This window comes from Paraburkholderia sp. DHOC27 (assembly GCF_003429005.1).
GTDB lineage: Bacteria > Pseudomonadota > Gammaproteobacteria > Burkholderiales > Burkholderiaceae > Paraburkholderia.
In genome coordinates this window covers 434834-448889 of record NZ_QVQV01000003.1, presented here as the reverse complement: position 1 = coordinate 448889, position 14056 = coordinate 434834, and the positions used below count along the sequence as shown (strand labels likewise).

Here is a 14056-nt window from a genome sequence, read left to right as displayed (position 1 = left end):
ACCCTCTATTTTAGCGGACGGCCGCGCGAATCCTTTGCTGGACGGTCAAGGCGGGGCGTGGAAGGGGGAGCAGATTATGGCCGAAACCTGAGGATTTCAGCGCGTGCGTTGCCCGTGCGCGGATAGCGCGGCAAGGCTTTTTCTCGACAGGATGGGGTATGGGCGGGAACCGCTCAACGCGGGCGAGCCCGCTGCCAGGCTGGATGCCTGACATTAGTCAATTTGCATCAAGCAATCCGCATCGGGCGCCAGTGTTTTCCAGGCATCCCGATGCACGCGGAAGCGTCAGCCCGTCATCGCCGGGTTGAGGTCGACCAGCCGGTTGCTCATCACGTAGAAAGTGAGTTCTGCGTTGTTACGCAGCTTCATCTTCTCGAGCAGCCGGGTTCGGTACACGCTGACTGTCTTGACCGAGAGCGACAGCGTATGGGCGATGTCGGTCAGCCGCTTGCCCGAGGCCAGCATGCACAGCGTTTGATATTCGCGATCCGAGAGCTTTTCGTGCGGCAACTGCTCGCCGTCGAACGAGACATAGTCGGCCAGCGCCTCGGCCATCGCCGGGCTGACGTATTTACGGCCCGCCGCGACTTGCTGGATGGCGGCAATCATCTGCGCGGCATCAACGGTTTTTGACAGATAGCCCGCCGCGCCTGCCTTCAGCGCGCGCACTGCGTACTGGTCTTCGCGATACATCGAAAACATCAGCACGGCGGCGCGCGGGGCCTTGCGCTTGAGGCGTTTCAGCACTTCGACGCCGTTCATGTCGGGCAGCGAGATGTCGAGCAGGACCACGTCGTACGCGTGTTTTGTGATGGCGGCGAGCGCTTCCGCGCCGGTCTCGGCCTCGGCGACGTCGCTCGCCACGCCACGGTCGAGCAGCAATTGGCGCACGCCCTGGCGGACCACGGCGTGATCGTCGGCGAGCAGGATGCGCAGACTCATGACGGCGCGCTCACGAGAACAGGAAACGGCGCTCGGCGCCCGCGGCGTCGGCGAGCATCGCGTCCCATGCGAAGCGGGCGCGGACCGTGGTGCCGCGGGTCTCGGCGCCGTCGTGTTCCCGGCCGCGCGCGCCAATCTGCACGCTGCCGTGGAAGGCCGCGCAGCGCGCGCGCATCCCGGCGAGACCGAAATGACCTTGTTTGGCGCGCGTGCGGGGTGCGAGCCCTGCGCCGTCGTCGCTGATGATGAGCGTCAGGTGGCGACGACTGGTTTCGATCCGGACGTCCGCAGCACTCGCCCGCGCGTGCTTGGCGACGTTGTTCAAAGCTTCCTGGGCGACCCGGAACACGGCCAGTGCGGCATTGGACGGCAGGCGCGTGAGCCGCAGATCGGCGGCGCAGACGAAGCTCGTGCGCAGTTGCGTGCGGGCGGCGAAGTCGCCGGTCCATTGAGAGAGCGCGCCAACAATTCCGCCTTCCAGCGACGGCGCATGCAACTCCGCCACAGTCTGACGCGTGGCTTCGGCCACCAGCTTGAGCGAGCGGCTCGCCACCTCGAGCGCGGCCTTGCATTGCGGCGGCGCGTCGGCGGGTAGCCAGGTTTCGACATTCGCCAGGGCGAAGTGCGTGGCGGTCAATTCAGCGCCCACGCTGTCATGCAGTTCGCGGGCGAGGTGCTGGGCGGCCGCCTCCTGTGCCTCAACGAGCGCAGCAGACAGTTCCCGCACGCGCGCCCGCAAACGCGCGTTTTCCAGCTCGGCCGCACTGGCGGCGCTGGCTTTGCCACGTTGAGGATGGATAGCAGGCTGGGCGGTGACGGGGTGTTCCAGCGTCACACCCAGGGTGAACGCGTTACGTGCTGCGTCGGCGCTGGGTGACCCGTCGCTTAGTTCGCCCAGACCACGCAGGTCAGGCGTGGTGTTGACGCTGGTAACGGTCAGATGCGTATTGATCGGTACGACGACGGACGTTTCCATGACTATCCCGCTCAGAAAGCCAGCTTCACGGCAAACCGGGCGCGCTTCGGCGGCGCGATGAGGATGGAACGCATGAGTCTAAAGCCCCCGGACCTGTCCGACGCGAATTCCTGCGACGGACAATCGCTACGTGGCAGCGTAACGAAATTTACATTCGGTAACAAATCGGATGTAACCCTGGTGGGGGTCAAAACCGTCTGTTTGTGACCCGGATAATAGCTTAAAAAAATGAAAAATTGCACGCCCAGCAGGACTTAGCGCGCTTTATTGATGCAATGGTTGACAAGTCATATTCGGCTTGCATGTAGGAAAAATGCTGACACGCAGCGGATGCCTTCCGCGCGTGATTTGTAACCACGGATCCAAAGCCATGCGTCTCGCATAGTGGGAAAGTGGCGTTCGAATCGCGATCGTTTCTGGCTTGGTCGAATAGCGGCGCAAAAACAAAAACCGGAGCGCGAAGGCTCCGGTTTTTAGATGGTGCTCATACCGCCATGTCAGCGGCGCACGCCGGTGAGGTTGGCGCGTTGCGCTTAGCCCACGAACGCCTTTTCCACGACGTAGTGGCCCGGCGCGTTATTGCTGCCTTCCTGGAAGCCCGCGTCGTCGAGCAGCTTGCGCGTGTCGCGCAGCATGTGGGGGCTGCCGCACAGCATGATGCGGTCGTTTTCCAGCGAGAAGCCCGGCACGCCGAGGTCGGCGAAGAGCTTTTCCGTTTCGATCAGCTCGGTAATCCGGCCGCGGTTCTGGAACGCTTCGCGCGTGACGGTGGGGTAGTACAGCAGCTTTTCCTGAACCAGCTCGCCCAGGTGCTCGTGCGCGGGCAGGTGGTCCGTGATGTATTCCTTGTACGCCAGTTCGTCGACGAAGCGGCAGGTGTGCGTGAGCACCACGCGCTCGTAGCGGTCGTAAATGTCCGGATCTTTGATGATGGACATGAACGGCGCGAGACCCGTACCCGTGGAGAGCAGCCACAGCGTCTTGCCCGGCAGCAGGTTGTCGGCCACCAGTGTGCCGACCGGCTTCTTGCCGATCAGAACCGGATCGCCGACCTTCAAATGCTGCAGACGCGAGGTGAGCGGACCGTCCTGAACCTTGATGCTCAGGAATTCGAGGTGCTCTTCGTAGTTCGCGCTGGCGAGGCTGTAAGCGCGGATCAGCGGCTTACCTTCGACTTCCAGGCCCACCATCGTGAACTGGCCGTTCTCGAAGCGGAACCCCGGGTCGCGCGTGCAAGTGAAGCTGAAAAGCGTATCGGTCCAGTGATGGACGCTCAGGACGGTTTGTTGATTCAGGTTGCTCATGGCTTCTTGGATGGTGCGGAAACGAAGACGGCCAGACGAATAACCGGCCGGCACGGCAAGGGCGATGCTGCGCTACCTCGCTCACCCGCTACTCGGAAAAGTAATGCGTAATCCGCTATTTTACCGCGCCTGCCCCCGGAGGGTCGGCGGCACAGCGTTGATCGTGCTCAAGCGGGTGCCGGACTTGCGGCTTCGGCGTCGGAAGGCACGCAGCGAGGCTTGTCGGCGGGGTACGGCCGGGTTCAGCCGTGGTACGGCGGCGACGGCTGATGTCGAGCGGGCGACCGCCATCTTTGGCCTGGGCGGTGCGCGGGTACGCGCGTGCCCTGACGACTATTTTGGGATGATACCGAAACCTATCGCGCAGCGCAGCATTGACCCTGCTGCTAAAACTGGCAAAAAGCGGCAAAACAACGCGGGAATGTGCGCAAAACGGCCGCCAAAGCGCGCGGAACGCTGCATTGACGGTGAAAGCGGCGTTGTTGCGCCGCCATCACAAGGATCGCAAGAAGCGGTTATCTGGCTGTGATCAGGCGGTGACCACGGCCCGCTTGCGGCCGCGCTGTTTGAGCAGGCGCGCCTGCATCACGATGACCAGCAGCAGGAACACGCCACGAATCACCGATTGCCAGTAGGCCGACAGGCTGATGAAGCCGAGCCCGTTTTCGAAGTTGAGCAGGTTGAAGACGAGGCCCAGCAGCAGCACACCGGCAATCGTCATGGCGATGGAGCCTTCGCCGCCGGTCAACAATGTGCCGCCCAGCACCACGGCGGAAATCGCAAACAACTCCCAGCCCACCCCTTCGTTCGGCTGGCCGGCGCCGAACTGCGCCGCCAGAATCACGCCTGCCATGCCGGCCAGCAGGCCGCTCACCGCGTAAGCCGCGACCAGCGTGCGGTCGACGTTCAGCCCCATCAGACGGGCCGCTTCTTCGCTGCCGCCAATGGCCAGCGAATGCCGTCCAAAGCGCGTGCTGCGCAGCGCGAGCCAGGCCGCGATGGCGGCCACCGTGGCGACGATGCCGGGAATCGGCATGCCGAGCAGATCGCCCTGGCCGAAGTTGCCAAAGTTCGAATTGGCCGCAATCGACACGGCGTCGTTCTTGCCCAACAACAGCGCGAGACCATGCGCGCCGAGGCTGGTCGCCAGCGTCACGATGAAGGGCAGGATTTTCAGCCGCGTGATGATGATGCCGTTGAGCACCCCGACCAGCAGACCGGCAACCGTGCCGGCGAGCACTGCTACCCAGCCGCCGTAGTTGCTGGCGAGCGCCGCCACCACACTCGACATGGCCGCGACCGTGCCCACCGAGAGGTCGATGCCGCCCGTGATGATGACGAAGGCCATGCCAATGGAGATCAGCGCGAACATCGAGTTGTAGCGCCAGAACGCGTTGATGTTGTACGCCGAGGCGAAGTGGTCGTAGCGCACGATCCCGAGCACGACGAGTGCGGCGAGCGCGAGCAGGATGGGGAGATTCTTTTTCATCGCGTCGAGTCCGAAGTCTTTGAGGGCGCGTGGTTACCGGGTATGAAGCGCAGGCAGTGAGCCGGGCCGTTTCAACGCTGGCGCCGTTGCACGTACACGGCGGCCACGATGATCCCCGCCTTGACGACCAGCGCGGCTGCGTCGGGAATGCCGTGCGCGAGCAGCGTGTAGCGCAGCAACTGGATGATCAGCGCACCGATCAGCGTGCCGCCGATATACGCCTTGCCGCCCGTCAACGCTGTACCGCCCACCGCCACCGCCGCGATTGCATCGAGTTCGATGCCGAGCCCGACCACGTTCGCATCCGACGACGAATTCACCGAAATCGAAATCAGCCCCGCAAGACCCGCCAGCGCCGCACAGATCGTGTAGGCGATCAGCTTCACGCGGTGCGTGGGGACGCCGCACAGATATGCAGCCTTCTCGTTGCCGCCGGTGATCAGCAGGTACTGGCCGAACAGCGTCTTGCGCACGACCCATACGAACAGACCCACCAGCGCCAGCATCAGCAGCACCTGGAACGGCACGCCGGCGACCTTGCCGAGCGCGATCCACTGGAACGTGGGGTTGTCGAAGGCCTGCAGGCTGCCGTCCGTGACGACCTGGGCAATGCCGCGGCCGGCGATGAACAGCACCAGCGTCGCCACAATGGGCTGCACGGAGAGCCTCGTCACGAGCAGGCCGTTGAACACGCCGCATGCGGCGGCGGCGATCACTGGCAGCACGAAGGCCAGTGCAATCCCGCCCGGCCCTGGGATGTTCATGAACAGCATCGGCGCGAGCGCGCCCGAGATCGCCATGGATGCACCCACGGACAAGTCGATGCCGCCCGTCGCCACCACCAGCGTCATGCCAATGCCGACGATCACGATCGTCACCACCTGCGTCATGTTGACGTTGAAGGTTTGCAGCGACCAGAAGTGCGGCGTGAAGAGCAGGTTGAAGATCAGCATCGCCAGCAAGACGATGACTTCGCGCTGGATCGTGATGCGATGGCGCTTCTTCGCTACCGCCTCCGATGAAGATGCCGACGCCGAAGCGGCGGAGGACACAGCGGAAGCCGCAACCGGCGGCGCGGGCTCGTTGCGCAACGACTTAAGCGTCATGACGGTCGCCCTCCAGCGCGTCTTCGATGTGGGCCGTATGGGCTGCTTCCGCAATCTGCGAAGCGCCGTCGCTGCCATAGGCAATGGCATCCATGATGGCGGTCTCGCTCATTTCAGCACCGTTCAGTTCGGCGACCGTGCGGCCGTCGCGAATCACCACGGCGCGATCCGCCACCGCGGTCAGTTCTTCCAGTTCCGACGCGGACAGCAGCACGGCCAGTCCGTTGTCACGTAGTTCACGCACGATCTTGGCGACGTCGGCTTTGGCGCCCACGTCGATGCCGCGCGTGGGTTCGTCGAGCAGCAGCAGCGACGGTTCGGCCGCCAGCCAGCGCGCGAGCAGCACCTTCTGCTGATTGCCGCCCGAGAGTTCGCGGATGGGTTGGTCCGGCGAGCGCAGCTTGATGCCGAGCGACGCAATGAAGCGATCGACGATGGCCTGCTGCTTCTTCACGTCCACGATGCCGTGCTTCGACAGCGTGCGCAGACACACGAGCGTGAGGTTGTCGCGCACCGACAGTTCGGGGACGATGCCGTCGCCCTTGCGGTCTTCCGTGAGATACGCAAGGCCGCGCGCGATCGCATCCTGCGGCGTCTTCAGCGCCACCGTTTCGCTGCCGATGGACAGCGTGCCGTGTTCGAGCGGATCCGCGCCGAACATCAGGCGCATGGTTTCCGTGCGGCCCGAGCCGAGCAGGCCCGCGAGACCCACCGCTTCACCGGCATGCACCTGCAAGGACACGTCGTTCACCTTCGGGTGCGCGCTCAGGCCTTGCGCCGCGATGACCTGCGCGCCACGACGCGCCAGATTGGCTTCGCGCGCGTCGGCGTCGTCCTGCACGACGGCGGCGAGCGTGCGGCCCAGCATGGTCGTGACCAGTTGCAGCTTGTCCATCTCGGCCATCGTGCTCTGGGCGACGGTCTGGCCGTCGCGCATCACCGTGACACGGTCGCACAAGGCGTACAGCTCATCGAGCCGGTGCGAGACGAAGATCACCGCGCGGCCGTCGTCGCGCAGCTTGCGGACCACGTTGAACAGCAGTTCCACTTCGCGCTCGTCGAGCGAGGAAGTGGATTCGTCCATGATCACCATCTTGGCGTCGGACGACACCGCGCGCGCCAGCGCCACCATCTGCTGGATGGCGGTGGAATAGGTGTGCACGGGTTTCTTCACATCGATCTGCAAACCGAACGATTCGAGCAACGCGGCAGCGCGCTGCTGCACGGTGCGCCAGTCGATCAGACCAAAGCGGCGCGGCTCGCGGCCCAGATAGATGTTCTCCGCGACGGAGCGGAACGGCACCAGATTGATCTCCTGATAGATCGTGCTGATGCCGGCTTCGCGGGCTTCTTTCGGCGTACGGAAATCGACCTCGCGGCCTTCGAAACGCACGCTGCCACTGCCTCGCCGGTATGCGCCGGTGAGGATCTTGATCATGGTGGATTTGCCGGCGCCGTTCTGGCCGATCAGCGCATGCACTTCGCCTGCGGCGACGGTGAGTTTCGCGTTGCGCAAGGCAGGCACGCCGCCGAAGCTGATCTGGATGTCCTGCATGTCCAGCAGCACGGGGCGCTCGCTGCGCGTGGGGCTGGTGCTGGAAGAGGGCGGCGTTTGGCTGCCGGATTGAATCACGTCTGTTCTCCTGCTGGAGGCGACATCACTCCATGGTAGTCCCAAGACAAAGCGAAGCGACGGTCCGTCGTCAAACGAACGCGCCGCTTCGAACCCTTCTCGTCCCCCCGTCCCCAAAAGGGACCAGCTTCGGAGCGGAGGACTTCCTGCGAGGTGGGCACCCCAAGGTGCTGTCTAAGCCTGACTGGCAGACCTCCGCCTACCGCACGGACGCCCTTCAGGTGCGCCACCTCTCAAGCCTGCTCGCAATCAATACGCGTCAATAGCCGTACTGCGTGTTTTGCGCGACGTTGCCCTTGTCGTAGAAGCGGTCCGAGACCTTCACCCAGGTCGGGATCTTCTCGCCCTTCGCGTACTTCTGCGCCACGTCACAGGCGAGCGGGCCGAAGAACGGGCTCGACTGCACGCTTGCGCCGAGTTCGCCGGCCGCGATGGCATCCATGCCGCCCTTGGTGCCGTCAATCGTCACGATCTGGATGTCCTTGCCCGGCTGCTTGCCGGCGGCCTTGATCGCGGCGATCGCGCCCAATGCCATTTCGTCGTTATGCGCGTAGACCGCGGTCACGTCCGGATGGGCCTGCAGCAACGTTTCCATCACCTGACGACCCTTGTCGCGCGAGAAATCGCCGTCCTGCGAAGCGATGATCTGCATGTCCGGGTGCTTGGCGATTACGTCGTCGAAGCCCTTCTTGCGATCGTTCGCAGCGGACGCGCCCGTCGTGCCTTCGAGTTCGATGATCTTGGCCTTGCCGTTGGTGGCTTTCACCAGCCAGTCGGCAGCACGCTGACCCTGGTTGATAAAGTCGGAGCCGATGAAGGTGATGTAGTCCTGGCCCGGCTTGGCGACCGAGTGATCGACGTCACGGTCCACCAGAATCACCGGAATGCCGGCCTTCTTCGCCTGCAACACGACCGGCGAGAGCGGCTTTTCTTCACGCGGCGGGAACACCAGCAGATCGACGTGCTGCGCGATCATGTTCTGGATGTCCGAGACCTGCTTGGAGTTCGAGCCATTGGCATCCGTGACGACCAGTTGCCAGCCGCACTTGGCGGCGGTGTCCTTCATGCTCTTGGTTTCCGCGAGACGCCACGGATTGTTGCTTTCGGTCTGCGCGAAGCCGACCTTCAGCGGTGTCTTGTTGGGGATCTTGGGCAGCGCATCGTCGTCGGCGTGAGCCGTCGCGACGCCAAAACCGAGTGCCAGTGCCACAAGGGATGCAGCCAGCGGAGCTGCGGTCAGGCGACCCGTCCGTTGTCCGCGCAATTGCCGTTTGAGCGATGCCATGTCTTCCTCCAGTACCTGGTGAGGTGTGTATTTGCTTTTTGTGCTTCTCCTGCCGATCGGCACTTGCGCGCCCCGTGACCGGACGTGCCGATTATTCCATCCAAAATTATTATCGGTCAATCACTAATAATATTAATTATGGGCGATTTCGCCTCGGTAATTACCCTCACTGACGCGCGTTCGACCAGCGGTCCATCCAGCTTCACCATGCGATGACGCACCGGCGCACCGGCCGCTCGGTTCTGCTGTTCCTGCAGCAGGGTTTCGACGGCCCAGCGGCCGAGTTCGTAGTTGGGCAGCACGACGGTCGAAAGCGCCGGGTGCGTATGACGGGCGATTTCCTGGTCGTCGTAGCCGAGCACAGACACGTCTTCGGGCACCCGCAAACCGAGTTGCTTGATCGCTTCGATTGCACCGAGCGCGGTCAGGTCGTTGGCGCAAAAGATCGCGGTGGGCGGGTTGGGCTCGCGCATCAGCGAGAGCGTCTGTTCGAAGCCGAGGCCGGAGCTCCAGTCGCCTTCGCGGACGAGTTCGGGAGCGAACGGCAGATCAGCGGTAGCGAGCGCGGTGCGATAACCCTTCATGCGGTCTTTCGAGGCGTCCTGCCACGGTTCGCCGTTAATGTAGCCAATGCGCCGGTGGCCGGCATTCAGCAGATACTCAGTGGCGATGTGCCCGCCGGCGACTTCCGCCGGCACCACCGACGACTGGCCGCCTTCGCTCGTGTAGCAGTTGAGCAGCACGGTCGGCACGCGCGACAGCGCGGCGGGCAGCGTCACCTTGCGGGTGTAGACCGTGGCGTAGATCACGCCGAACAGATGCGGATTCGACAGCGTGTTGTCGAGCACCTGCTGTTCGATGTCGGCGTTGCCGTGGGTCGAATACACCGCGAGCATCTTGCCGCTCGCGTAGGCCGCGTCGCGGGCGCCGTCCACGTTGACGACCGGGTGCGGACTCGTCGAGATTTCGTCGGCGAGATAGACGATCAGGTTGCGTTCGTCCGTCGAGGCGAGCACCGGCTCGCGCGGCGATAGCCGGTAGCCAAGGTCGTGGGCCGCCTTGAGGACCTTGTTGCGGGTGGACTCGGAAAATTTCGCGCCGGTCGCGTTGTTCAGCACAAGCGAGACCGTCGATTGCGATACGCCAGTGAGCTTGGCGATATCGGTCATCGTAGGGCGACGTTGGGTCGATTTTTTCATTATTCAGGCCGCGCATGAGCGGCGGCAGAGGCATAAGTTGCCGTTAGCAAGATCGCTCTGACGGTACCACTAATAATATCTCCACGGCAACGCGCGAAAACCCGCCATCTGGGACTTGCCGCCAAATTCCCTTACGCACCATTTTGGCAAAATTATTACTAATAATATTGACCTGAGCGCGCTGCCGTGCGATTCTCGGACGCGCGGACCCCTGTTGGTTCGTAGGTGGCGTTGCGCGTGTGCCGAGGCACATCGACGTGGCGCCTGTGCGCGGAATGCGCGGCCGGCCCTGCACGTGCGGGTGTCGCGCGTTCCACGCCTAACCCGTTGGCGGCTTTCTACATTCTCACCATGCGCGATGTTTCCTTGAATCCGATCCGGCCGGCCGCAGCAAATGTCGCCGCAGATGCCTTCGCGCTCGACGATCCCGATTTGATCGCGCTCGCGAGCGGCAACATGCGTGTGCTGGTCGCGCCGCAGGTGGGCGGTGCGATCGCCGCGTACTACGAGGCGAGCCCCACGGGTACGGTGCACTGGCTGCGCCCGGCCACTGACGCGGCACTGGCCGAGCGCGATCCACTGAGGATGGCGAGCTTCCCACTCCTGCCGTACTGCAATCGCATTCGCGACGCGCGCTTCGTCTTCGGAGGCCGGACGATCGATCTCGCCGACGACGGCAACCGCTTCGCGCACGCGCTGCACGGCCACGCCTGGCGACGGCCGTGGCAAGTGGGCGCGCGCACGGCGAATTCGGTGGAGTTGCTGTTCGAACACGTGCCGGATCCGCAGGCGCGCGGCGACTGGCCGTTTCGCTATCGCGCGAAGCAGCGCATTCAACTGGCCGGGGACGCGTTACGCGTGACGATGTCGGCGCACAACCTCGCCGATGAACCGATGCCGTTCGGCATGGGCCATCACCCGTACTATCCGCGTACCGAGCAAACCCGTGTGTACGCCCACGTGCAAGGCATGTGGCACGCCGACAGCGAAGTGCTGCCCACGCATCTCGGCCCGCACCCCGCTGTCGACGAACTGCATACGGGCATGTCGGCGGATGCGTTCGACCTCGACAATAATTTTGCCGGCTGGTCGCGTCACGCGACGGTTGCGTGGCCGGACGAAGGGCGGCAGGTCACGATGACCGCGCAGGCGCCTTTCGATCATCTGGTGGTGTTCGCGCCGACCAGCGAGCGGCAGCAGTTGTGCGTCGAGCCGGTGAGCAACACGACAGACTGCTTCAACGCCACCGACACGCAGGCGCACGTGGGCGGCTGTGTCTTGATGCCGGGTGAGACGCTTTCGGCGACGGTGAACTGGACGCCGCAGCGCGTCTGACGCGTGGGGCGCGCCGGCTATTCGACCCGCAGGCGCGCCATATACGGCAAGTGATCGGACAGCCACGCGGTTTCCTGCGTAGGCTGGATCCATTCGATGGGCCTCATGCCGCGCACGAACATCTTGTCGAGCGCGAGCGCTGGTGAGAACGCCGGGAACGTCCGGCCGGATTCGCCGAGCAACGTCGCCACTTCGTACAAACCGTGCTCGCCAAAGAGCGGCACCGAGTCGTTACGCCAGTCGTTGAAGTCGCCGGCCAGCACGAGCGGGCCTTGCGGCGCTTCCTTCGAAATCCAGTGAGCAATCCAGTGCATTTGCCGCAGACGCGCGGCGCGCGTCAACGCGAGGTGCGCGCACAGCAGCGTCACCGAATGGCCCGCAAAGGTGGCGCGCGCCACCAGCAAGCCACGCTTTTCGAAGCGGTGCGCGGAGATGTCCCAGCGGCCGCTGAGATCCAGCGGGTGCGGCGACAGGATCGCATTGCCGTGCCGCCATGACGGTTTGAACACGTTCGGCCCGAGCGCAATCTGCAATTCCAGCGAGCGGGCTATTTCAGTGGCCTGGCAATGCCAGACGTCGTCCAGCGAATCGCGCAGCGGCGCGCCAAAACCGCCTGACAGCATGGGCGACGGCATGCGTCGCGCCATCGCTTCCTGCAGAAAATAGGCGTCGGCGTGGGTGGATTGCACCCAGCGCTGCATGGCCTGCCAGGCCTGGAAGCCTAGCGGCGTACGCCCTTTATGCAGGTTCCAGCTGACGGCGATGAAGTCTTTCGGCTGCGTGCTTTCGCGGATCAGTTCTTCGGGATTTCGCATGCCGCGTGGTCCACGGTTTTCGTTGATGTCAGGAATTGCCGGCGAGGCTGGCGTGAACCCGATACACCAGGCTCGGATTCTTGTCGATGATCTGCCATGTCGCCCATTGGCCGGCCGGTACTTTCAGCCCTGGGTGATTCGCCGCGACCTGACGGGGCTGCGGCGGCAGCTTGCAACCGGTATCGGTTTGCTGCGCGCTATCGTCCTCGAGGGTTTCCTGCGCGTCGATGGCGAGTGTGACCGAGTTTGCGTCGGCCTGCAGGGGCGAGACCGTCAATGTGCGCGACAGGTCGATACTGCCACCGGGCGCGTCCTTGCAGCCCACGTTGTGCTGCACCACCTTGTGATGCGTGTCCGTATGCGCCTGGCCGACGGTCGTGCTGCCGTCAAACGCGTCGATTTGCTGGCCGTCGCGCACCACCTGCAATTGCCAGGTGACGACTTGCTGGGCGGCGGGTTGCTGTGCGTGCGCACACAAGGATGTGCTCAAAAGTACCGCGACTAGACTGGTTTTCCACATATTCGAAGGCTCTCCGGGGCTTGTATCCCGTTGTTATTGCTGACCGGCGCTGCTGGGTGCCTGCCAGTGCTCAGTAGCACATTGCGCGCCGCGCCTGCCCGCGGCGCTGCCGTGCTGGCCAGCCATGCTGGCCACTCATCTTACGCCGGATGGCCACAGCCTCTTTCTGACACCGCGTCGAGGGTCAGGTTCAGCAACAATCCATTGCAGATGGTGGCGGTCCGCCCTGCTTCAACCTTGGCCGCGCAAAACGGTGTGAGCAGCGGGTGTTAGCAGCAGACGCGTCCGGCTGCTCGCTTGCGTCGGAATATGGCGTCGATACACTGAAACTGAAACGGCGCCTGAGCGGTGCCGTCGCCACAAGACCAGCTCGACGGGGTGAGTCATGACAACAGCAATGGTCAAACAGGAAATCGCGGTCGCGTCGTTCAGCAAGGTGTACGACATGGACCGGGTCGAAACTGCGCTAAACGATCTGAGCGAGGGCGCGAACGACGCCCTGCGCATCACCTACGAAAAGATGCTGAAGGTCGGCAATCTGCGCTTTTGCGTGAAGCCGAACCGGATGCCGTCCATCGACGATCTGGTGGATGCGCTGCCCAACTTCAGCGAGCCGCTCGAGGACGTGCGCAAGCAGGTCGCGCTGTGTCTGGAAACCGACGACCGCCTGGAGTTGATGCCCATTTTGCTGCTCGGCGATCCCGGTATCGGCAAGACGCACTTCGCGAAGCAGCTGGCGCGCTTGCTCGGGACCGCCTACCACTACGTCGCGATGAGTTCGCTCACAGCGGGCTGGATTCTTTCGGGGGCGTCGTCGCAATGGAAAAACGCCAAGCCCGGCAAGGTATTCGACGCGCTGGTGCACGGCAGTTACGCCAACCCGGTGATCGCCGTCGACGAGATCGACAAGGCCACCGGCGACTCGCAGTACGATCCGCTCGGCGCGTTGTACGCGTTGCTGGAGCACGACACGGCGCAAACCTTCATCGACGAGTTCGCCGAGATTCCGATCAACGCGGGGCACGTCATCTGGATTGCGACCGCCAACGACGAGCGCTCGATTCCCGAGCCGATTCTGAACCGCATGAATGTCTACGAGATTCCGCCGCCGGATCACGCGGGCTCGCGCCGGATCGCGCAAGCCATCTACGACGAAATCCGCTCGGCGCATGCGTGGGGGCTGCGTTTTCCCGTCGAGCTGGGCGAGTCGGCGCTGGATGCGTTGAAGCCCGCGTCGCCGCGTGAAATGCGTCGTGCGATTCTCAACGGCTTCGGCGCGGCGCGCATTAACGGGCGCGACTGGATCGGCGCGGACGACATCCGGCTCGACTACGGCAGCCGGCGCAAATCGATCGGCTTTTGAGGAAAGCGAGCGTACGCATGACTGACGGCGTACACTGAACACAACACGAATTGCAACGCACCCACGAGCGCACCCACGCATCAACGGCA

13 protein-coding genes are annotated in these 14056 nt (G+C 63.7%); 3 read left to right on the top strand and 10 right to left on the bottom strand.

The features are described 5' to 3' along the window. Positions 1 to 285: 285 nt before the first annotated feature. The 3 genes from rqpR to D0B32_RS14010 form a co-directional block, all read right to left on the bottom strand. On the bottom strand, positions 286 to 942 hold the full coding sequence (rqpR, locus tag D0B32_RS14020) for a response regulator transcription factor RqpR (protein ID WP_117334570.1): 657 nt from the start codon (positions 940 to 942) through the stop codon (positions 286 to 288). 10 nt (positions 943 to 952) lie between these two features. After that, the gene (locus D0B32_RS14015; RefSeq protein WP_117334569.1) at positions 953 to 1918 is read right to left on the bottom strand and encodes a sensor histidine kinase; all 966 of its coding nucleotides are present in this window, start codon (positions 1916 to 1918) and stop codon (positions 953 to 955) included. Positions 1919 to 2451: 533 nt separating this feature from the next. Further along, complete coding sequence (locus D0B32_RS14010) at positions 2452 to 3222, bottom strand: ferredoxin--NADP reductase (RefSeq protein ID WP_117334858.1); 771 nt, start codon at positions 3220 to 3222, stop codon at positions 2452 to 2454. Between the two features lie 64 nt (positions 3223 to 3286). Between D0B32_RS14010 and D0B32_RS14005 the strand changes: the two genes are divergently transcribed. Then, positions 3287 to 3751: a hypothetical protein gene (locus D0B32_RS14005; RefSeq protein WP_117334568.1), complete on the top strand. Its 465-nt coding sequence runs from the start codon at positions 3287 to 3289 to the stop codon at positions 3749 to 3751. Here D0B32_RS14005 and D0B32_RS14000 read toward each other — a convergent pair whose 3' ends face one another. From D0B32_RS14000 to D0B32_RS13980, 5 genes are all read right to left on the bottom strand, one after another. Further along, positions 3752 to 4711, bottom strand: coding sequence for an ABC transporter permease (locus D0B32_RS14000; RefSeq protein ID WP_117334567.1), 960 nt, complete (start codon positions 4709 to 4711; stop codon positions 3752 to 3754). 71 nt (positions 4712 to 4782) lie between these two features. Next, positions 4783 to 5817, bottom strand: coding sequence for an ABC transporter permease (locus tag D0B32_RS13995; protein WP_117334566.1), 1035 nt, complete (start codon positions 5815 to 5817; stop codon positions 4783 to 4785). Then, complete coding sequence (locus D0B32_RS13990; RefSeq protein WP_117334857.1) at positions 5807 to 7372, bottom strand: sugar ABC transporter ATP-binding protein; 1566 nt, start codon at positions 7370 to 7372, stop codon at positions 5807 to 5809. The genes D0B32_RS13995 and D0B32_RS13990 overlap by 11 nt, the downstream gene beginning before the upstream one ends. A gap of 337 nt (positions 7373 to 7709) precedes the next feature. Next, a complete protein-coding gene (locus D0B32_RS13985; RefSeq protein ID WP_117334565.1) occupies positions 7710 to 8735 on the bottom strand; it encodes an ABC transporter substrate-binding protein in 1026 nt (341 codons plus the stop codon). 116 nt (positions 8736 to 8851) lie between these two features. Next, positions 8852 to 9904, bottom strand: coding sequence for a LacI family DNA-binding transcriptional regulator (locus tag D0B32_RS13980; protein ID WP_117334564.1), 1053 nt, complete (start codon positions 9902 to 9904; stop codon positions 8852 to 8854). Between the two features lie 381 nt (positions 9905 to 10285). Here D0B32_RS13980 and D0B32_RS13975 point away from each other — a divergent pair, with 381 nt between their 5' ends. Continuing rightward, on the top strand, positions 10286 to 11269 hold the full coding sequence (locus tag D0B32_RS13975; protein ID WP_117334856.1) for an aldose 1-epimerase: 984 nt from the start codon (positions 10286 to 10288) through the stop codon (positions 11267 to 11269). A gap of 17 nt (positions 11270 to 11286) precedes the next feature. Here the strand turns inward: D0B32_RS13975 and D0B32_RS13970 are convergent, their stop codons facing one another. Together D0B32_RS13970 and D0B32_RS13965 are read right to left on the bottom strand one after the other, a co-directional pair. Continuing rightward, the gene (locus D0B32_RS13970; protein WP_117334563.1) at positions 11287 to 12084 is read right to left on the bottom strand and encodes an endonuclease/exonuclease/phosphatase family protein; all 798 of its coding nucleotides are present in this window, start codon (positions 12082 to 12084) and stop codon (positions 11287 to 11289) included. A gap of 28 nt (positions 12085 to 12112) precedes the next feature. Beyond that, on the bottom strand, positions 12113 to 12604 hold the full coding sequence (locus D0B32_RS13965; RefSeq protein ID WP_117334562.1) for a hypothetical protein: 492 nt from the start codon (positions 12602 to 12604) through the stop codon (positions 12113 to 12115). A 385-nt stretch (positions 12605 to 12989) separates the two neighbouring features. Between D0B32_RS13965 and D0B32_RS13960 the strand changes: the two genes are divergently transcribed. After that, positions 12990 to 13967 (top strand): AAA family ATPase, encoded by a 978-nt coding sequence (locus D0B32_RS13960; protein WP_117334561.1) that lies wholly within the window; start codon positions 12990 to 12992, stop codon positions 13965 to 13967. Positions 13968 to 14056: the final 89 nt, after the last annotated feature.

Bases quoted from the DNA above. Each gene is read 5' to 3' on its own strand.
- D0B32_RS14010 (WP_117334858.1), bottom strand. From the start codon at position 3,222: ATGAGCAACCTGAATCAACAAACCGTCCTGAGCGTCCATCACTGGACC.
- D0B32_RS14005 (WP_117334568.1), top strand. From the start codon at position 3,287: ATGCTGCGCTACCTCGCTCACCCGCTACTCGGAAAAGTAATGCGTAAT.
- D0B32_RS13995 (WP_117334566.1), bottom strand. From the start codon at position 5,817: ATGACGCTTAAGTCGTTGCGCAACGAGCCCGCGCCGCCGGTTGCGGCT.
- D0B32_RS14000 (WP_117334567.1), bottom strand. From the start codon at position 4,711: ATGAAAAAGAATCTCCCCATCCTGCTCGCGCTCGCCGCACTCGTCGTG.
- D0B32_RS13970 (WP_117334563.1), bottom strand. From the start codon at position 12,084: ATGCGAAATCCCGAAGAACTGATCCGCGAAAGCACGCAGCCGAAAGAC.
- D0B32_RS13985 (WP_117334565.1), bottom strand. From the start codon at position 8,735: ATGGCATCGCTCAAACGGCAATTGCGCGGACAACGGACGGGTCGCCTG.
- rqpR (WP_117334570.1), bottom strand. From the start codon at position 942: ATGAGTCTGCGCATCCTGCTCGCCGACGATCACGCCGTGGTCCGCCAG.
- D0B32_RS13975 (WP_117334856.1), top strand. From the start codon at position 10,286: ATGCGCGATGTTTCCTTGAATCCGATCCGGCCGGCCGCAGCAAATGTC.
- D0B32_RS13980 (WP_117334564.1), bottom strand. From the start codon at position 9,904: ATGACCGATATCGCCAAGCTCACTGGCGTATCGCAATCGACGGTCTCG.
- D0B32_RS13960 (WP_117334561.1), top strand. From the start codon at position 12,990: ATGACAACAGCAATGGTCAAACAGGAAATCGCGGTCGCGTCGTTCAGC.
- D0B32_RS13965 (WP_117334562.1), bottom strand. From the start codon at position 12,604: ATGTGGAAAACCAGTCTAGTCGCGGTACTTTTGAGCACATCCTTGTGT.
- D0B32_RS14015 (WP_117334569.1), bottom strand. From the start codon at position 1,918: ATGGAAACGTCCGTCGTCGTACCGATCAATACGCATCTGACCGTTACC.
- D0B32_RS13990 (WP_117334857.1), bottom strand. From the start codon at position 7,372: ATGCAGGACATCCAGATCAGCTTCGGCGGCGTGCCTGCCTTGCGCAAC.